Here is an 18,716-nt window from a genome sequence, read left to right on the forward strand (position 1 = left end):
CCCGCTCAAGCCAGTTTTTTTCAGCCCGCCGGAATGGTCAGCACCATGCCCACGCGCATGCTGCTTTCGCTGTTGATGCGATTGGCGTTTTTCAGCGCGTCGATGCTCACGCCGTACTGGCGGGCGATGCTGCGCAGGCTCTCGCCACGCTCGACCCGATGCAGGTCGCGCACGCCGTCGTCGGCCCGTGGCGCGCCGGTGCTGGCCCCGCCGTCGCCGGCGGAGGCCATGGCCTGGGCAACGGCCCGGCTGGCGCGCGCCGAGGTGTCGCCGTCATCGCCTTGCGAGGAAGCCACCGTCGACGCCACGTTGTTGCGGCGTGCCGCCTGCGCGGCGAACCAGCTGCCCGGCGGCGGCGTCGATTCGAAGTAGCCCTTCACGCCGCTCATGACCGCCTCGGCCAGGTGCGCCTGGTGCGAGGGGTCGCGCAACTTGCGCTCTTCATCCGGATTGCTGATGAAGGCGGTCTCGACCAGGATGGACGGCACGTCGGGCGAACGCAGCACCACGAAATTCGCACGCTCGACATAGCCGCGATGCGTGGGACCGAGGTTGCCCAGGGCCTTGAGCACGTTGCCGGCGACCGACTCGCTGGCCTGCATCGAATAACCCTGTTGCAGGTCCAAAAGCACGGCCGCCAGGCCGTCGTTCTTGTCGTCCAGCGTGACGCCGCCGATCAGGTCCGCGCGGTTTTCACCGTCCGCCAGCCAGCGCGCCGCCATGCTGGTCTTGCCTCGCGGCGACAGCACCCATACCGACGAGCCCTTGGCGTCGCCGTTGACGAAGGCGTCGGCGTGGATCGAGACGAACAGGTCCGCAGCGTTGTCGCGCGCGATCTGGTAACGGCGCGCCAGCGGAATGAAGAAGTCGGAGCTGCGCGTCAGCACGGCCTTCATGCCGGGCTGGCGGTTGATCTGCTCGGCCAGTTCGCGCGCCACGGCCAGGGTCACGTTCTTTTCCAGCGTGCCGCCGGGGCCGTGGGCGCCCGGATCTTCGCCGCCGTGGCCGGCATCGATGGCAATCACCACCTTGCGCTCGCCGTTGAGCAACGCGGCCGCCGCACGCGTGGACGCCATGCCGCTCTGGGTAGGCTTGAGGCTGGTCTTGCCCGGGCTGCGAACCGGCGCGGAAGCGGCCACCGGGGCCACCGACACGTCGGGTGCCGGGCTGTCGTCGTCCTGCAGCGGAGCCGCCGCCGGCCGGCTGGCCGCGCTGGCACTGCCCGGGTACAGGTCCACCACCAGCCGGTAGCCGTACTCGGCCTGCGGTTTGAGCAGGAAGGTCTTTACGGTGCTACTGGGGGCGACCGATGCCGTCAGCCGCGCGCTGCTGCCCTGCCTGGAGCCCGTCATGCCCTTGTACAGGCCCTGTGACGAGGGAGAACTGAAGCTGCTGCTGAAGCTGCTGTCGTCCACGTCCACGGTGAGCTGCTCACCGTCCTGCCTGACCTTGTAGGTGACCGGACCGGAGACATCGAGCACGACGCGGGTGTATTCGCTGCCGGCCCAGACCCTCGCCGACTTGATGTCGGCGGCACCTGCAGCACAAAAAGGCGCCAGGGCCAGCAAGGCCACGGCGCCAAAACGAGCAGGATTCATCCTGGATCCCTTCATGGAGCCGAATTGAAGCCCAGTGCCGTGCCGATTGCAAGAGGTTTTCCCTTGAATATCCATGACCTGCAGAAGATTTGTCAGAAGATATCCAGCTATCGGCCGCAAGCCACGCAAACTGAAGGCTTCGTTCGCCCCGTCCACAGCGGGAAAAATCTCAAGCCAGATCAATACTTAGGCACGCCTGACAGCCACGGCCGTGCGCCGGGACCCGCCCTCACGACAACCGCGCGACCACCTGCTCGCCCCGCGCGGTCTTCGGCTCCATGACGGCCTTGCGGCCGGTCCCCGCGTAGCTGAGGTGCAGGACCAGGTCAGCCGCCGGCAGCGCGCCGGCGCCCCGCTCGGGCCACTCCACCAGGACCAGGGCCGCCGGGTCGGAGAGTGCATCCAGACCCAGCCATTCGAGCTCGCCCGGGTCGGCGATGCGGTACAGATCCAGATGCCAGGCGGGCCGTCCGCGGGCGAAATAGGACTCCACCAGGCTGTAAGTCGGGCTCTTGATGCGCTCGCCGACGCCGAGCGCCCCCAGCAGGGCCCGGGCGAAACTGGTCTTGCCGGCGCCCAGCTCGCCATGGAGATAGATCACGAGTCCTTCGCCCAGCGCGCCGGCCAGCCGGGCGGCCAGCGCACCGGTGGCCGCTTCGTCGGAAAGATTCCAGCCGTTGGCGCTCATGATTCCCGTCCATTGAGCAGCAGGCGCAGGGGCCCGAGCAGGTCGCCTGCGAGCAGGCCACGTTCACCGCCCTGGCGGGCTGCCAGGTCGCCTGCGCGCGCGTGCAGGCCGGTGCCCAGGACGGCCGCCTGCCAGGCGTCACAACCCTGCGCCAGCAGGGCCGCGATGATGCCGGTCAGCAGGTCGCCCATGCCGCCGGAGGCCATGCCGGGATTGCCCCAGGGGCATACGGCCACGCGGCCGTCAGGAGCTGCCACAAGGCTGCCGGCACCCTTGAGGACCACCACGGCGCGATAGCGCCGCGCCAGTTCGCGCGCCGCTGCAAAGCGATCCGCGGCGATGGCGGCGGTGTCCTGTCCCAACAGGCGCGCCGCTTCGCCCGGATGGGGCGTCAGCACGGCCGTACCCGACAGCGGCCGCGGTTCGCGCGCCAGCAGGTTCAGGCCGTCGGCATCGAGCACCAGCGGCAGCGCGGCATCCAGGGCGGCCAGCCACAGGGCATGTCCCCAGGCGCCCTGCCCGAGCCCCGGGCCGACCGCCAGCACCGTAGCCCGCTGCAACAGCGGCGCCAGCGCCTGCATGCCATCAACCTCATGCGCCATCAGCTCGGGCCGGGCGCTGTTGAGCGCCACCAGATGCTCGCCGCGCGTGGCCACGCTGACCAGGCCGGCCCCGGCGCGCAGGGCGGCCTCGCCGCACAGGCGGATCGCACCGGCGGTGCCGTGTTCGCCGCCGATGGCCAGCACGTGCCCGTTATTGCCCTTGTGGGCTTGCCGGGGTCGCGGCGGCAGCGTGTGCGCCTGCATCAGTTCCGCATCGGCCTCGACACCCTGCCAGAGCCCTTCGGGCAGGCCCAGCGGCTCCAGCTGAATCTGTCCCACATGGCCAGGCGCCTGGCCCGTATAGAGACCCCGCTTGGCCGCGATGAAGCTCACGGTGACGCTGGCACTTACGGCCTCGCCCGGCACTGCGCCGGAGTCGGCATTGACGCCGGACGGCACGTCGAGCGCCAGCACGGGCGCACCGTTGGCTTGCATGCGACGCACCAGTTCCGCGACATCCGGCGCCAGCGCACGGCGCAGCCCGGTGCCGAACAGCGCGTCGACCTGCACGTCCACGACCGGCAACGGCTCGTCTTGGTGCCACCGGATCACCGTGCCGCCAGCCTGCTCGAACTCGTGCCGCGCGCGGATCGCGTCGTCGCCGCGGCTCGCGTCCAGCGCAATCACCACCGCCTGCAATCCAGCCTCGCGCGCCATCGACGCCAGCAGGTAGCCGTCGCCGCCGTTGTTGCCGGGACCGCAGTAGACCGCGATGCGACGTGCCCGCGGCCAATGCTGCTGCAGGCACACCAGCGCTGCCGCAGCGGCGCGCTGCATGAGCTCGTAGCCGGCGACGCCAAGTTCTTCAATGGCACGGCGGTCAAGCGCGCGCACCTGGTCGACGGTGAAGAGCTGGTGGCGATGGTCGCAGGCAGTCATGCGGGAATTATAGGCATGACCGGCGAAGGCCCCGCTCGCGCAGCGCCTACAATACGCACATGCCCACGGCCGCCCACCACGCTACCGACTACGCTGCCCTCGCCGCCGACATCCGGCGCTGGGCGCGCGAGCTGGGTTTTGCCGATGCCGGCATCGCGGGCACCGACCTCACGCAGGACGAGCTTCACCTGAAGCGATGGCTCGACGATGGCCATCATGGCGAGATGGAATACATGGCCCGCCACGGCGACAAGCGCAGCCGCCCGGCAGAGCTGGAGCCCGGCACGCTACGCGTGATCTCGGTGCGCATGGATTACATACCGCCCGGCACGCGCAACGCGTGGAACGTTCTGGAGGATGCCGAGGCCGGTTACGTGGCGCGTTACGCGCTGGGCCGCGACTACCACAAGCTCATGCGCAACCGCCTGCAGAAACTGGCCGAGCGCATCCACGGGGCGATCGGCGATTTTGGCTACCGCGCCTTCGTCGACTCCGCACCCGTGCTCGAAAAAGCCCTGGCGCGCAACGCGGGACTCGGCTGGATCGGCAAGCACACCGTGCTGATCAACCGCCACGCCGGCTCGTATTTTTTCCTGGGCGAGTTGTACACGGACCTGCCGCTGCCGATCGACGAACCGGCCAGCGCGCATTGCGGCTCCTGCCGTCGCTGCATCGACATCTGCCCTACCCAGGCCATCGTGGGTCCCTACCAACTCGATGCGCGCCGCTGCATTTCCTATCTCACCATCGAGTTGCGCGGCAGCATTCCCGAGGAGCTGCGGGCACCGATGGGCAACCGCATCTTCGGCTGCGACGACTGCCAGCTCATCTGCCCGTGGAACAAGTTCGCGCAAGATGCCAGCGAACCCGACTTCGCTCCGCGCCATAGCCTCGACGGCGCCAGGCTGGTCGAACTGTTCGGCTGGAGCGAGCAGGAATTCCTGCAGCGCACGGAAGGCATGGCCATCCGTCGCACGGGTTACGAGGGCTGGCTGCGCAATATTGCCGTGGCGCTGGGCAACGCACCGCCTTCGGACGACGTGCGGCAGGCCTTGCTGGCGCGCGCCGACCACCCATCGGCGATCGTGCGCGAGCATGTGGCCTGGGCGCTGGCGAGGCACCCGTCCTAATCGCTTTGCTTGCGGCGCTGGTGGATCGCCTCGATCAACGCCTGCGTGGCCGAATCGAATGCGCTGGCGCTTGCCGAATCGCTCTCCAGCGCCGGCAGGATCTGCCGCGCAATCGACTTGCCCAGCTCCACGCCCCACTGGTCGAACGCGTTGATGCCCCACAGGTGGCCGAGCATGAACACCTTGTGCTCGTACAGCGCGATCAGCGCACCCAGGCTTTCCGGCGTCAGTGCATCGAGCAGGATCACCGTGCTTGGACGGTCGCCGGGAAACGTGCGCTGCGCGGCGAGCACGCGGCGTGCGGCCTCGTCACCCTCCTTCGCCTCGGCCAGGGCCTCGTCGAAGGTCTTGCCCAGCGCCAGCGCGGCGGCCTGTGCCAGCAGGTTGGACAACAGCGCGTCATGATTGCCGCGCAGCTCGTGCGCGGGCTGCACCACGCCGATGAACTCCAGCGGCACCACATCGGTGCCCTGGTGCAGCGCCTGGAAATACGCGTGCTGCGCATTGGTGCCCACGCTGCCCCAGACAACGGCGGAGGTGGACTGGCCCGCCGGCTGTCCCTGCGGTGTCACCTGCTTGCCCAGGCTTTCCATCTCCAGCTGCTGCAGGTACGAGGTCAGGTCGGTGAGCAGATCGGCATACGGCACCACGGCGCGACTGCCGCGCCCGAACGCGTTGCGATTCCACAACTCCACCAGGCTCAGCAGCACCGGCAGGTTTTCCTGCCACGGCGCGCTGCGGAAGTGATCGTCCATGCGCGCGGCGCCGGCCAGCAGCGTACGGAAATGCTCCATGCCGACCGCGATCGCCAGCGACAGGCCGACCGCCGACCACAGCGAGAAGCGGCCGCCCACGAAGTCCCACATGGGATACACCTGCGCCGCCGGGACGCCCCAGCTTTCCGCCGCCGGCACGTTCGCGCTCACCGCCAGGAAGTGGCGCGACACTTCGCGCGCATTGCCGTCGTAGGCGCGGCTGATCCAGTCACGCAGGACCTGGCCATTGAGCAGCGTTTCCTGCGTGGTGAAGGTCTTGGAAACCATGATCACCAGCGTGCGCCGGGGATCGAGCTGCGCCATCAGGTCGTGCGCCGCCTGGCCGTCGACATTGGTCAGGAAGTGGCTGCGCAGGCCAGCCACGTGGAACGGCGCCAGCGCACGCACGGCCAGGCGCGGCCCCAGGTCGGAGCCGCCGATGCCGATGTTGACCACGTCGGTGATGCCATGGGCGATGCCGAAGGCGGTGGCATCGCCGTGCCCGATGGCCTGCACCAGCGCCTCGATGCGTTGCAGGGTCTGCTCGATCTCCGCCAGCACGGCGCGGGGCGCGGGCGACGGCAGGCGCGACTCGCCCGCACGCAAGGCCGTATGTAGCACGGCACGCTGTTCGGAAGTATTGATGGGCGCGCCGGCGAACATGGCATTGCGCGAGGCTTGCCAGTCGCTGGCTTCGAGGTGGGTGCCGAGCGCATCGAGCGCGGCGCCGTCCAGCTGCTGCCGGCTCAGGTCCAGCAAGATCGGCCCGAGCCGCTGCCGCAGGCGTTCGCCGCGCGGGATGTCCTTCAGCAATTCGCGCAGCGAGCTGCGCGAAAGACGGTCAACGTGCTCAGCCAGGAAGGACGAACGGCGCTCGGGCGACATGGGCTCTTGGGCATGGGGGACGGGAACGCCGATCTTACGCAGCTCCCGGCGTCCCGCGCCAGCACAATGTTGCACCGCAACCAGGCCCCGCCGATGGGCGGGGCCGCCGAGCTCAGGCTGCCGCCATCTGCTTCGGAATGGAGCGGTTGGTGTGCGAAATGCGGTTGTCCGCATCCACATAGACCAGGGTCGGCTGGAACTGCTCGACCTCGGCCTCGGACAGCTGCGCGAACGCGGCAATGATGATCAGGTCGCCGGGCTGGGCACGATGGGCCGCGCTGCCATTGACCGAGATGATGCCCGAGCCTTCTTCGGCACGCAGCGCATAGGTGACGAAGCGCTTGCCGTTGTTGATGTTCCACGCATGGATCTGCTCGTACTCGCGGATGCCCGAGGCATCGAGCAACAGGCCGTCGATCGCGATGGAGCCTTCGTAATGGAGCTCGGCGTGAGTCACCGTGGCGCGGTGGATCTTGGCCTTGAGCATGTTCAGGTTCATGACTTCAGTTTTCCGGCAGGTACAGTGCGCTGAGCGCGGCATTATCCGGCCGGGGAACATCGCACTGCAACATCACCCTGGCCCAAGGCCGAATATGGGGCTGCTCAGTCGAACAGCAAGTTGTCGATCAGGCGCGTCTTGCCCAGGCGAGCGGCAATCAGCGCCACCAGGCCCTCGCGCTCGCCGTCGGCCGGTTCGGCCAGATCCTCGGCACGCCGGATGGCCGCGTAGTCCGGATCGAAACCGGCCCGCGCCAGCTTGGATGCCGCCGCCTGCTCCACCACCGTCCGGGCGTGCCCCTTGGCTACCAGCTCGCGCATCTGGGCGAGCGTGGCGTGGATCTGCGGCGCCAGCGCGCGCTCCTCGGCCGACAGGTACTGATTGCGGGAGCTCAGCGCCAGGCCATCCTCGGCGCGCAGCGTCGCAGCCGCCATGATCTTCACCGGCAGCGACAGGTCGCGCACCATCCGTTCGATCACCTTCAGCTGCTGGAAATCCTTCTGGCCGAAGACGGCCAGGTCCGGCTGCACCAGGTTGAACAGCTTGCAGACCACCGTGGCCACGCCATCGAAATGCCCCGGGCGGTGCGCGCCTTCGAGCATCTCGGTGAGCTGCGGCACCCGCAGGCTCACGCTGTTCTGCGGGCCGAACGGGTACATCGTGACCACCTCGGGAGCGAACAGCAGGTCGCATTCGTGCTCGGCCAGTCCGGCCTGGTCCTGCACCAGCGTGCGCGGATAACGCTCGAAGTCCTCGTTCGGACCGAACTGGGTCGGGTTCACGAACACGCTGGCCACCACGCGATCGGCGCGGGCCCGGGCCAGCTTGATCAAGGAATGATGGCCGGCATGCAGGTTGCCCATGGTGGGCACGAAACCCACCGTGAGCCCCTGGCCGCGCCACCCGCGAATCATGGCGCGCAGCGCCGCGGCATCTTGCACTGTTTGCATGGATCAGAGCCTGTCTTGTGGCTGCTTCAGTCGAAGCAATGTTCCGGGGCCGGGAAGGCGCCACCGCGCACTTCCTCGGCATAGGCCGCAATCGCCGCAGCCACCGAGTCGCGTCCTGCGAGGAAATCCTTGCTGAATTTCGGGCGCTTGCCCGGTGTGATGCCCAGCATGTCCTGGATCACCAGCACCTGGCCGTCGCAATGCGGACCGGCACCGATGCCGATGGTCGGGATCGCCACCGCCTGCGTGATGCGCTCGCCCAGCGACGTCGGCATGCCTTCCAGCACCAGCAGGTCGGCGCCCGCGGCTTCAACGGCCTTCGCCTGCGCCACCAGCCGGTCCGCGGCTTCCCGCTCCCGTCCCTGGATGCGAAAACCGCCGAACTTGTGTACCGACTGCGGCGTCAGGCCGAGGTGAGCGCACACCGGAATCGCCCGCTCCACCAGGGCGGAAATCGCTTCCAGGATGTGCGGCGACGCCCCTTCGATCTTGACCATGGCCGCGCCGGCCTCGCCTACCAGGCGGGCACCCGCCTCGAGGGCATGGGGGACGTCGCGATCGGCCATGAATGGCAGGTCGGCCACCAGCAAGGTCGCAGACACGCCGCGCGCGACGTTGCTGGTGTGATAGACCATGTGATCGAGCGTGACCGGCAGCGTGCTCGCATGCCCCTGGATCACCATGCCAAGCGAATCGCCGACGAGCGCAATATCGATGCCGGCCAGTTCCAGCTGCGACGCAAAGGTGGCGTCGTACGCCGTGAGCATGACGATGCGGCGGCCTTCCGCCTTCATCGTACGCAATGACGGCACGGTAACCGGCTTGCGCGTAGGTGCATTCGCTTTCTGCGCGTACACAACGATTCCTTAAAACGGAAACAGGCGGCGATTATCCCGCGCGCTGCGTGAAGGGCTCAAGGCAGGCGCTCGCAACCGCTGGCGTCGATCGCCGCCAGCAGGCCAGCCACCGTTCCCTGGCCCGGCAACTGCAGGTCGGGAGCCAGGTCATGGAGCGGCAGCAGTACGAACGCACGCTCGCGGATGCGCGGGTGCGGCAAGGTCAGCTGCTCGTCGGCCAGGGACACGCCGTCGATGTGCAGCACATCCAGATCGAGCGTGCGCGGCCCCCATCGCTCGGCGCCGCGCACGCGGCCGGCGGCACGCTCGATCGCCAGCAACCCGTCAAGCAGCTCATGGGGCGACAAGGAGGTGTCGATCCGGGCCGCGGCGTTGATGAAAGGCGGCTGCTCCAGCATGCCCCAGGGCGGCGTCAGGTACAGGTGCGACCTGGCCAGCAGGCGGGTGCCGGGTAGCTGCGCCAGCGCATCAAAGGCGCCGGACACCTGGGCACGCGCGTCACCCAGGTTGCTGCCCAGCGCAATAAAAGCCTCGGTCACGCCGGGTCCGACTTGCTGCCAGGTTTGCCTGCCGGCTTGCGGCGCCGCCGTTTGCGCGGCTTGGCCGCCGGAGCGGCCTCGGCCACGGCACCCTGCGGCCCGCTGGACAATGCGGCCGCCAGCGTCTCATGCGGCAGCTGCTGGGCATGCGCCCACCACTGGCCGAGTTCGCGAATCGCCGGCGACTCCGCGGCGCGCAGCAACAGGAAATCGAACGCAGCCCGGAAGCGGGGATGCGTCATCAGGCGGAAAACACGCTTGCGCTGCACCTGCTCGAAGCGTGGCTGCAGCGACCAGATTTCTTCCATGGTGAGGGTGAAGCGTCGCGGGATCGCCACGCGCTGGCACTGCTCGGCAACCACGTGCGAGGCAGCGCGATCCCACGCCGCGCCGGCCTCCATGCCCTTGGTCACCCAGGTATGCGCCAGGTCCCTTACTTCGCCCCACAGCAACACGGCGAACAGGAACGCCGGCGTCACCGACTTGCCTTCGGCAATGCGCGCATCGGTATTGGCGAGGCCATGCTCGACCAGCGCGCGCAGCGCATTGTCGCCGCGCTTGAGCGCACGCGCCGTGGCCGGGAACATGAATTTCAGCAGGCCGGTCTGCTCGAGCATGTGGAAGCTCTTGAGACCGTCGCCCGCCAGGAACAACTTCAGCGACTCGTCGAACAGGCGCGCAGGCGCCGCCTCGGCCAGCAGCGGTCCCAGCTCGGCAAACGGTGCGGAGGCTGCGCGGTCGATGCGAAAATTGAGCTTGGCGGCGAGTCGCACGGCGCGCAGCATGCGCACCGGATCTTCGCGGTAACGCGTCTCGGGGTCGCCGATAAGATGCAGCACGCGGTCTTCCACGTCCTGCATGCCGCCGACGTAGTCGCGCACGGAGAAATCACTGATGTCGTAGTAGAGCGCGTTGACGCGGAAGTCGCGGCGGATCGCGTCCTCTTCGATGGTGCCCCACACGTTGTCGCGCACGATGCGCCCGTCGACGATGTGGCGGTCACCCTCGCCCTCCTCCTCGCCGGTGCCGCGGAACGTGGCCACTTCGATGATCTCCGGCCCGTACACCACGTGGGCGAGGCGGAAGCGGCGGCCGATCAGGCGCGAATTGCGAAAGAGCCGCTTCACTTCGTCCGGCGTAGCACTGGTCGCCACGTCGAAGTCCTTGGGGTGCCCCCCGAGCAGCAGGTCGCGCACGGCGCCGCCTACCAGATAGGCCTGGTAGCCGGCTTCATTGAGGCGGTACAGCACGCGCAATGCGGCCTTGCTGATGTTCTTGCGCGAAATGACGTGCTGCTCGCGCGGAATGATGCGCAGTGCAGGCGTGGCATTGGTCCTTGCGTCGTGACTCAAGCGGTCTGGATCCTTGCAGGCGCATGGCGCCGTTCAAAGCGATCATTCGCAGCGCCGGGCGCTGCGTCCACACCCGCCATCAGCCTCGCAGGGCCGGCGGGACATGTCCGACCGGCGGGACCAGCGAGTCCTGGAGGCATTGCCGGGCGAAACAATTCCGCTATACTAGCGCGCTCCGGTGCATTTCGCTCCCTTCGTCTAGTGGCCTAGGACACCGCCCTCTCAAGGCGGGAACACGAGTTCGAACCTCGTAGGGAGCGCCACTTCCGGCCTGGCACGGGCCTCGGCCATTCAAGACAGGCGCGCGACAGCATGACTTTTGTCGTCACCGACAACTGCATCAAGTGCAAATACACCGATTGCGTCGAGGTTTGTCCGGTCGACGCCTTCCACGAAGGCCCCAACTTCCTCGTCATCAATCCGGATGAGTGCATCGACTGCACGCTGTGCGAGCCGGAGTGCCCGATCAACGCGATCTATCCCGAGGACGACGTGCCTGCCGGGCAGGAATCTTTTGTTGCGCTGAACGCGGACCTGGCCAAGAGCTGGCCGGTGATCACCGAGCGCAAGGATGCCCTGGCCGACGCCAAGGACTGGGAAAACAAGCCCGGCAAGCTCGACCTGCTCGAGCGCTGAGCGGTTTCCGCCGCGCTTTCGCCAGCGTCCGCGCCGCACACAAAAAAACGCCGCCCCAGGGCGGCGTTTTTCATGGGCGGGCCAACGCCCCTCAGGTACCGCCGAGGCGGGACTTCAGCGTGTCGACCACCTTGGCCACCGCCGCGGCATCGCCTTGTGCACGCACTTCGCTGGCCTTCTCGCCGCTGCCGCCGATGGTCACCTGCACCTGGCGGGGCGCGGCACCCGGCGCATCCGCCGTTTCCTTCGACTTGCCGTTGAACATGCGGCTGAAGAAACCCTTGTCGCTGGTCAGCTGGGCGTTCGCCACCACGCTCAGCGTGTAGGTACGGGCGTCGTCGTCATGCGCAACCACCTGGCCAATGTCACCCTTTTCGAGTGCCTGGCCCACGCGGCGGTACGCATTGTCGGCCGAATCGTTCAGCACGAAGCCGTCGGCGATCTGGGAGCTGGTCTGGCCCACGCGGGCGGTGGCGCCGTTGGAGGTCGGATTGTTGGCGCCCGGCTCGGGAATGACCAGCGCAGCGCTGGTGGACGGCGTGTCCAGGCCCGGCGGAATTTCGAGCGGCGTTTCCTGTTTGGCGGTTTCCCAGGCCTTCTGCGAACGGAACATGCCGCAGCCGGAGAGCAGCAAGGCAGACAGGGCCAGTACCGGCAGGGCCACGACAAGCGGGGATTTCTTCATGTAAGCAGATTCCGTAGGAGTATCAGTTGCCCGAAATGTCAGGCCGCATTCGCCAAGGATGCCAGACCCGCCAGCGCTTCGCGAAGTCGCGCGCGGTCCGGACCATCCTCCAATTCAACCAGAGGCAGGCGCGGCGTCGCCAACCCCAGCCCCAGCGGCGGCAACCCGGCCTTCACGGCAATCGGGTTCGGCGCGCAGTTGAGCGCCGAAACCAGCGGTGCCAGGGCGGCGTCGCAACGCAGTGCCTCGGCGCGATCGCCAGCCGTCGCAGCATCGCACAGCATGCGAAACGCACGAGGCACCAGATTGGCTACGACCGAGATGGTCCCCGCGCCGCCGACAAGCATCGCCTTGCAGGCCGTGCCGTCGTCACCGGACAGATAGACGAAATCCGGCCGCGCAAGTTCCGCAATGGCGGCAATTCGCTCGTCGGTGCCCTGCGCTTCCTTCAGGCCAACGATGGCGGGATGGTCACGCAGCGCCGCCACCGTCTCCGGCAGCAGATCGCAAGCCGTGCGGGCCGGCACGTTGTACAGCAGCACGGGCAGCCCGCCCTGGTCGGCCACTTCGAGGAAATGGCGACGCAGGCCTTCCTGCGTGGGGCGCACATAGTAGGGAGCCACCACCAGCGCCGCATCGGCGCCCAGGGCTTTGGCGCGACGGGTGAGCGCCACGGTCTTGGCCGTGCCGGCCTCGCCGGTGCCGGCGATGACCGGAATGCGACCCGCCACCCGCTCCACGGCGAACGCGAGCAGGCGCTCGTATTCGTCATGCTCGAGCATGTGCGCTTCGCCGGTGGAGCCGGCCACGACCACGCCTTCGGTTCCGCCGTCGATCTGGTAATCCAGCAGCTTTCCGAAAGCCGCAAGATCCAGCGCACCGTCCGCCGAAAATGGCGTCACCAGCGCACAGATGCTTCCGCGAATGTTCAAGGCCCACTCCGCCTGAAAAGCTAAACCCGGCATGTTACTGGAAAACCTTGTTCAGCCAATACAGGGCCCGGTGGTGGCGGCCGCGGCCGAATCGGCCTGGCCTTGCCGGCATCCCGCCATGCCCCTCAGCGGCGGCTCGGGCACCCGTGTTTCAGGCGATCGGTGGGAATCATGTCGCCCATCCGTGTCACGGTGTCCCCGCGACGGCGCGCGATATCGCCGAACTTGCGACATGACGTCCCGGGGGAAATGGGAGGGCGCGGGCGATGCGCAACGACAGATGGCCCGGTCACCGCGGCCCATGCCCCGCCGGGCCGGATCAACCGCGGCCCGACCTGCGACCTCAGTGGCTCACGCGATCCGAGGGAAGGATGGTGTGGAGCATGTTGTCCTTCATGACCTCGGTCGCCCTGCGGTTGCGTTCGATATCGCTGTACTTGCGGCACGTGGTCTTGGGGATATTGGAACCCGTGGGCGTGGCGTACTCGCAGATTTCCCGGTCGCCGTCACGCCGGGTCAGGATCGCGTTGACCTCGGACTGGGCGTTGTAGAGCTGGATCTTCGTCGCCAGGTCCATGCCGTCGACGGTATTGAACTTGTCGAACAGCGCTTGCATCTGGCCAAGGTCCTTGTCGATGGTCCCGCGCTCCTGGGCGGTGACGAATTCGAACCGCCCGCCCGCTCGCATCTCCTCACGCACGTTGTCAGCCACGGGCATGAACGTTTCCCGGGAATCGGCCTTGACGGTCGGTGCGGACTCCTTGGCGTGGGAGGAGGCCAGTGGCAACAGCAACGCCATCAGGACAACGAAAATCCCGTCTTTGCCGAGCTTCATAGCCAACTCCTGGGCTGCTGATCCAAGGGACATGATGCTGCAGCGCTCGATCGTAGGGCTGTACCGCCCGGCGGCCAAGTGCCGGTTCAGCGCTCGCCCGGGCCCGAGTTGCGGCTGCTTGGCCGCGGCAAGTAAGCTCGCAGAGCCTTTATCCCGCCAATCGCGGGGGGCTGCCACAGGTGGACTCCCTTGAATCGTTCCTCCGCGCGTACCGGCACTGACAACCAGCTGCTGATCCAGACGCTGACGCCCTCCCCGCGCACCCCGCTGCTGACACTGGCCAAGCGGATTGCCGATGCGGGCTGCAACCTGGCCGACGCGCGGGTCACCACCATCGGCCCGGACACCTCCCTGACCCTGCTTGCCACCGGCGCCTGGGACGCAGTGGCCAAGCTGGAGTCGGCGCTTTCCAAGCTGGCCCGCGACGAAGACCTGCGGCTGGTGCACTACCGCACGGGGGCGCGCGAAAACCACTCGCACCTGCTGCCGTACCTGATCGAAGTCATTTCGGCCGATCGACCCGGCATCCTGGTGAAGATCATCGATTTCTTCGACCGCCGCGACATCGTCATCGAGCAACTCAGTTCGCTGCGCTACCAGGCCATGCAGACGGGCGCGGAAATGTTCCAGGCGCAGATCACCATCGGCATTCCCGCGCAGACCCATATCGCCGCGTTGCGCGATGACTTCCTGGAATTCTGCGATGGCCTGAACCTCGACGCCATCATGGACCCGGTGAAGTTCTGACACTCCGGCGCCGTGCAGAACGGCGTGGCGAGAGGCCAGCCAGGTCATGCGGAGGTGGTTCCGGCGAAGCGCCGGCGGGTTCCTCAGCATGCCCCCTGAAACCAGCCCTTGCAAGAGCTGTTATCCGTCGCATATGGCGCTAGTCTCTGTTCCCAGAGAGCACCGGAGACGACACATGCCCAGGGCGGTTCGAGCCACACCGATCGCAAGGTGCGCCCGCTGTGCCAGCACGTCGTCCCGCGTTTCGCTGACCATCCTGATTCCCGGCATTCAGTCGGAGCCCGTGCGGGCTTCGCAGGAGAACCCATGCCCGAAGTTGGCAAGAAAGTCCCCAGGCTCAAGGGCCACACCGGCGATGGCAGTGAACTGAAGCTGGAAAGCCTGAAGGGCCAATGGGTGGTGGTGTACTTCTACCCGAAGGACAGCACGCCTGGCTGTACCACGGAAGCGAAAGACTTCCGCGACCTGTACGCCAAGTTCCAGCAGCGCCACGCCCAGGTCATCGGCGTCTCGCGCGATTCGGTGAAATCCCACGCCAATTTCGCCAGCAAGCAGGAGCTGCCGTTCCCGCTCGTTTCCGATCACGACGAAGCCTGGTGCCAGGCCTTCGACGTGATCCACGAGAAGGTGCTGTATGGAAAACGTCACATGGGTGTCGTACGAAGTACCTTCCTGATCGATCCCGAGGGCAGGCTGGTGCAGGAATGGCGCAACGTGAAAGTCGCGGGGCACGCGCAGGCCGTGCTCGACGCCATTCCCGCCAGGTGACCCTCGACCGCCCCAACCGCCCCGTCGTCGCCGGCCCCCAGGACCGGCGTGCGGCACGGCGCCCAGCATCCCGGCTGTGCCAGCCGGTTCCCCACGGCGTGCCCCACGCCGCGGTTCATCCACCTCGCATCATTCAAGAGGTTCCTTCCGTATGACCGGAAGCAAGCGCATCTACGCTCTCGACACCAATGTGTTGTTGCACGATCCGACCTCGCTGTTCCGATTTGAAGAGCACGATGTCTTCATTCCCATGACGGTGCTGGAAGAGCTGGACGAAAAGAAAAAGGGCGCGTCGGAAGTTTCACGCAACGGCCGCCAGGTCAGCCGGTTCCTCAACGAACTGATTGTGCGCGGCAACGGCCACGGCATCAGCAACGGCCTGGAGCTGGCCAACCCCGAAGGCGTGAATCTCAAGCGCGGCGGCGCGGTGGGCCGCCTGTACTTCCAGCAGCGCACCACCAATGGCCATGGCAAGGCGGACAACCTGATCCTGTCGGCCGTGATCGAACTGCGCGACCAGAACCCGGACCGCTCCGTCGTACTGGTCAGCAAGGACATCAACCTGCGCATCAAGGCCAAGATCTACGGCATCGACGCGGAGGACTACGAGAACGACCGGGCGCTGGACGACTTCGCGCTGCTCTACACCGGCTCCGCCGGACTGAGCGAGGACTTCTGGGAACGCCACCCCGAAGTGCAGTCCTGGAACGAACGCGGGCGCACGTTCTACAAGGTGGACCGCCGCGACGACGAGGACTGGCATCCCAACCAGTGCCTGTTCCTGCCGGGCGACAACAGCGTGGAGCTGCGCGTGCTGCGCGTCGACGACACCAAGGCCACCCTGGTGCTGCTCGATGACCACAGCCACAGCAACCACGCCGTGTGGGGCATCGCCGCGCGCAACCGCGAACAGAACTTCGCCCTCAACGTGCTGATGGATCCGGACGTCGACTTCGTCACCCTGCTCGGCACGGCGGGCACCGGCAAGACGCTGCTGGCACTGGCGGCCGGCCTGGCGCAGGTGATGGACCAGCAGCGCTACCGCGAGATCATCATGACGCGCGCCACCGTCTCGGTGGGCGAGGACATCGGCTTCCTGCCCGGCACGGAAGAAGAAAAGATGACGCCGTGGATGGGCGCGCTCACCGACAATCTCGAGGTGCTGGCCAATCCGGAGGAAGGCGGCAGCTGGGGGCGCCAGGCCACCAACGACCTGCTGGCGTCGCGCATCAAGATCCGCTCGCTGAACTTCATGCGCGGCCGCACCTTCCTGTCGCGCTACCTGATCATCGACGAGGCGCAGAACCTCACGCCCAAGCAGATGAAGACCCTGATCACGCGCGCCGGCCCGGGCACCAAGATCGTGTGCCTCGGCAACGTCGAGCAGATCGACACGCCCTACCTCACCGAAACCACTTCGGGCCTCACCTACGCCGTCGATCGCTTCAAGCACTGGGAGCATTCGGCGCATATCACGCTGCGTCGCGGTGAACGCTCGCGCCTGGCGGATTTCGCGTCGGAGGCGCTGTAAGCTGCGCGCATGACGCGTACTGCCCCACCCATCGCCCTCACCATCGCCGGCTCCGATTCCGGCGGTGGTGCGGGCATCCAGGCCGACCTCAAGACCTTCCACGCGCGTGGCGTGCATGGCTTGTCCGTCATCGCCGCGATCACCTCGCAAAACACGCGCGGCGTGAGCGCCGTGCACACCGTGCCGCTGAAGCATATTCGCAGCCAGATCGCGGCGGTGTTCGATGATTTTCCCGTCGGTGCGGTGAAAACCGGCATGCTCGGCAGCGCGGCCGTCACCCGGCTGGTGGCCAGTGAGCTGCGCACGCGCAAGCCGGCGTGGCTGGTGGTCGACCCGGTGATGATCGCCACCAGCGGCGCGCGCCTGCTCGATGCGGATGCGGTGCAGGCCATGCTCGACGAACTCATTCCCCTGGCCGATGTGCTGACGCCGAACCTGCCGGAAGCCGAAGCGCTGCTCGGCCGCAAGTTGCGCAACGCGAAGGATTTCGACCGCGCGGGCGAAGCCTTGCTGGGCCTGGGCGCCCGCTCGGTGCTGCTCAAGGGTGGCCATTCGCAGGAACGCGACGTGGTGGACCGCTATTACGACGCGCGCGGTGTGGTGGAACTGCGCCATGCCCGCATGCCCATCGAAGGTCACGGCACCGGATGCACGCTGGCCTCGGCGATCGCGGCGGAACTGGCCCGGGGGAAGCCACCGCGCTCCGCGGTTCGCCGTGCCGTGGCCTACGTGCACCGGGCCCTGGCGCGCAGCTACCAGCCCGGGGGCGGCGCAGTGCACGTGCTCGGCCACTGAACCCGCACGCCGGCTGAACCGGGCGGACGGCCAAAGCCCCCCAGGGAGTAGAATGCCGTTTCCCTCATCGGCCGCGACACTCCATGATCCTTGCCCCGCGCCTCGTGCTGCTGTTCCTGTTTGCATGCTTTACGCTGTGCGTATTGCTGGTGCATCTGCGTGGACGTGCGCGCCTGCGCTTCGACCGCCAGCTGGTGGATCACTCGGCGGTGTTCGCGCCGTACAACCTGCTCATGTACGCGTTTTCGGCAGTGCCGGCGCGTCCCATCCTCGATCGCCGCGGCTTCCCGCAACTCGACCTGCTGCAGGCGAACTGGCAGGCGATTCGCGAGGAAGCGCTGCACCTTTTTGACGAGGGCTATATACGCGCCGCCGAAAAGAGCAATGACGCCAGCTTCAACAGCTTCTTCAAGCAGGGCTGGAAGCGCTTCTACCTCAAGTGGTACGGCGAGCCGCTTGCCTCGGCCGAGACGCTGTGCCCGAAAACGGTGGCGCTGCTCAACTCCATTCCGAGCGTGAAGGCGGCGATGTTCGCCTTGCTGCCGCCGGGCAGCAAGCTCAACCCCCATCGCGACCCCTTCGCCGGCTCGCTGCGCTACCACCTGGGCCTGATCACGCCCAACTCGGAAGACTGCCGCATCTTCATCGACGGCGAGATGCACAGCTGGGGCGACGGTAAGGACGTGGTGTTCGACGAAACCTACGTGCACTGGGCCGAGAACCGCACCGACCAGACCCGCGTGATCCTGTTCGCCGATGTCGAGCGCCCGCTGCGCACGCGATGGATGAGCGCGATCAACCATCGCGTCGGCGCCTTCATGGGCAAGATCACCGCCTCGCCCAACACCGAGTCGCCGGAAGAGAAGACCGGCTTCGTCAACCGCGTCTTCGAACTCAACCAGCGCAGCCGCGAGCGCAATCGCGCGTTCAAGAAGAAGCATCCCAGGCTGTTCCGCGCGCTCAAGTATGCCGGCATGCTGGTGCTGATCTGGCTGGTTTTCCTGGCGCCCTGGCCGTTCTTAGGCTAGTCGGTCACATCCGGCCGTGCCGGCG

General features: G+C 67.1%; 19 protein-coding genes and 1 tRNA gene. 8 read left to right on the top strand and 12 right to left on the bottom strand.

Features of this window, described 5'->3' with window-relative positions; translation table 11 throughout:
* Positions 1–20 precede the first annotated feature (20 nt).
* From ACXU4B_RS06265 to ACXU4B_RS06275, 3 genes are all read right to left on the bottom strand, one after another.
* Entirely contained in the window at positions 21–1,598 is a 1,578-nt protein-coding gene (locus tag ACXU4B_RS06265; RefSeq protein WP_240734023.1) for an N-acetylmuramoyl-L-alanine amidase, read from the bottom strand.
* Positions 1,599–1,827: 229 nt separating this feature from the next.
* The gene (gene tsaE / locus ACXU4B_RS06270) at positions 1,828–2,286 is read right to left on the bottom strand and encodes a tRNA (adenosine(37)-N6)-threonylcarbamoyltransferase complex ATPase subunit type 1 TsaE (protein WP_131408765.1); all 459 of its coding nucleotides are present in this window, start codon (positions 2,284–2,286) and stop codon (positions 1,828–1,830) included.
* On the bottom strand, positions 2,283–3,767 hold the full coding sequence (locus tag ACXU4B_RS06275; protein ID WP_131408767.1) for an NAD(P)H-hydrate dehydratase: 1,485 nt from the start codon (positions 3,765–3,767) through the stop codon (positions 2,283–2,285). The genes tsaE and ACXU4B_RS06275 overlap by 4 nt, the downstream gene beginning before the upstream one ends.
* A 59-nt stretch (positions 3,768–3,826) precedes the next feature.
* Between ACXU4B_RS06275 and queG the strand changes: the two genes are divergently transcribed.
* A complete protein-coding gene (gene queG, locus ACXU4B_RS06280) occupies positions 3,827–4,897 on the top strand; it encodes a tRNA epoxyqueuosine(34) reductase QueG (RefSeq protein ID WP_131408769.1) in 1,071 nt (356 codons plus the stop codon).
* Here the strand turns inward: queG and pgi are convergent.
* The 6 genes from pgi to pcnB all read right to left on the bottom strand — a co-directional run bounded on the left by pgi (position 4,894) and on the right by pcnB (position 10,734).
* Positions 4,894–6,537 carry a glucose-6-phosphate isomerase gene (gene pgi, locus ACXU4B_RS06285; RefSeq protein ID WP_131408771.1) on the bottom strand — a complete coding sequence of 548 codons (1,644 nt, stop codon included), beginning with the start codon at positions 6,535–6,537 and terminating at the stop codon, positions 4,894–4,896. The genes queG and pgi overlap by 4 nt on opposite strands.
* Positions 6,538–6,649: 112 nt before the next feature.
* On the bottom strand, positions 6,650–7,036 hold the full coding sequence (gene panD / locus ACXU4B_RS06290) for an aspartate 1-decarboxylase (RefSeq protein ID WP_090450268.1): 387 nt from the start codon (positions 7,034–7,036) through the stop codon (positions 6,650–6,652).
* Between the two features lie 104 nt (positions 7,037–7,140).
* The gene (gene panC, locus ACXU4B_RS06295; RefSeq protein WP_131408773.1) at positions 7,141–7,986 is read right to left on the bottom strand and encodes a pantoate--beta-alanine ligase; all 846 of its coding nucleotides are present in this window, start codon (positions 7,984–7,986) and stop codon (positions 7,141–7,143) included.
* Between the two features lie 26 nt (positions 7,987–8,012).
* The gene (gene panB / locus ACXU4B_RS06300) at positions 8,013–8,843 is read right to left on the bottom strand and encodes a 3-methyl-2-oxobutanoate hydroxymethyltransferase (RefSeq protein WP_131408775.1); all 831 of its coding nucleotides are present in this window, start codon (positions 8,841–8,843) and stop codon (positions 8,013–8,015) included.
* A gap of 56 nt (positions 8,844–8,899) precedes the next feature.
* On the bottom strand, positions 8,900–9,382 hold the full coding sequence (gene folK, locus ACXU4B_RS06305) for a 2-amino-4-hydroxy-6-hydroxymethyldihydropteridine diphosphokinase (RefSeq protein ID WP_131408777.1): 483 nt from the start codon (positions 9,380–9,382) through the stop codon (positions 8,900–8,902).
* Positions 9,379–10,734 (bottom strand): polynucleotide adenylyltransferase PcnB, encoded by a 1,356-nt coding sequence (pcnB, locus tag ACXU4B_RS06310; protein ID WP_131408779.1) that lies wholly within the window; start codon positions 10,732–10,734, stop codon positions 9,379–9,381. The genes folK and pcnB overlap by 4 nt, the downstream gene beginning before the upstream one ends.
* 187 nt (positions 10,735–10,921) lie before the next feature.
* Here pcnB and ACXU4B_RS06315 point away from each other — a divergent pair.
* Together ACXU4B_RS06315 and fdxA are read left to right on the top strand one after the other, a co-directional pair.
* A tRNA-Glu gene (locus ACXU4B_RS06315) sits at positions 10,922–10,997 on the top strand.
* 49 nt (positions 10,998–11,046) lie between these two features.
* Positions 11,047–11,370, top strand: coding sequence for a ferredoxin FdxA (fdxA, locus tag ACXU4B_RS06320; protein WP_131408781.1), 324 nt, complete (start codon positions 11,047–11,049; stop codon positions 11,368–11,370).
* A 91-nt stretch (positions 11,371–11,461) separates the two neighbouring features.
* Here the strand turns inward: fdxA and ACXU4B_RS06325 are convergent, their stop codons facing one another.
* The 3 genes from ACXU4B_RS06325 to ACXU4B_RS06335 all read right to left on the bottom strand — a co-directional run bounded on the left by ACXU4B_RS06325 (position 11,462) and on the right by ACXU4B_RS06335 (position 13,822).
* Positions 11,462–12,055 (bottom strand): hypothetical protein, encoded by a 594-nt coding sequence (locus ACXU4B_RS06325; protein WP_131408783.1) that lies wholly within the window; start codon positions 12,053–12,055, stop codon positions 11,462–11,464.
* Positions 12,056–12,093: 38 nt separating this feature from the next.
* Positions 12,094–13,020: a 4-hydroxy-tetrahydrodipicolinate synthase gene (dapA, locus tag ACXU4B_RS06330; RefSeq protein WP_458910848.1), complete on the bottom strand. Its 927-nt coding sequence runs from the start codon at positions 13,018–13,020 to the stop codon at positions 12,094–12,096.
* Positions 13,021–13,330: 310 nt separating this feature from the next.
* On the bottom strand, positions 13,331–13,822 hold the full coding sequence (locus tag ACXU4B_RS06335; RefSeq protein ID WP_131408787.1) for a hypothetical protein: 492 nt from the start codon (positions 13,820–13,822) through the stop codon (positions 13,331–13,333).
* 150 nt (positions 13,823–13,972) lie between these two features.
* Between ACXU4B_RS06335 and ACXU4B_RS06340 the strand changes: the two genes are divergently transcribed.
* From ACXU4B_RS06340 to ACXU4B_RS06360, 5 genes are all read left to right on the top strand, one after another.
* Positions 13,973–14,569 (top strand): glycine cleavage system transcriptional repressor, encoded by a 597-nt coding sequence (locus tag ACXU4B_RS06340; RefSeq protein ID WP_425481403.1) that lies wholly within the window; start codon positions 13,973–13,975, stop codon positions 14,567–14,569.
* Positions 14,570–14,875: 306 nt separating this feature from the next.
* Positions 14,876–15,337, top strand: coding sequence for a peroxiredoxin (locus ACXU4B_RS06345; protein WP_131408789.1), 462 nt, complete (start codon positions 14,876–14,878; stop codon positions 15,335–15,337).
* A 151-nt stretch (positions 15,338–15,488) separates the two neighbouring features.
* Positions 15,489–16,868, top strand: coding sequence for a PhoH family protein (locus ACXU4B_RS06350; RefSeq protein WP_131408791.1), 1,380 nt, complete (start codon positions 15,489–15,491; stop codon positions 16,866–16,868).
* A gap of 9 nt (positions 16,869–16,877) precedes the next feature.
* The gene (gene thiD, locus ACXU4B_RS06355; protein WP_131408793.1) at positions 16,878–17,663 is read left to right on the top strand and encodes a bifunctional hydroxymethylpyrimidine kinase/phosphomethylpyrimidine kinase; all 786 of its coding nucleotides are present in this window, start codon (positions 16,878–16,880) and stop codon (positions 17,661–17,663) included.
* Between the two features lie 83 nt (positions 17,664–17,746).
* Positions 17,747–18,691: an aspartyl/asparaginyl beta-hydroxylase domain-containing protein gene (locus tag ACXU4B_RS06360; RefSeq protein ID WP_131408795.1), complete on the top strand. Its 945-nt coding sequence runs from the start codon at positions 17,747–17,749 to the stop codon at positions 18,689–18,691.
* Positions 18,692–18,716 lie beyond the last annotated feature (25 nt).

Source organism: Dyella soli, from assembly GCF_054482295.1.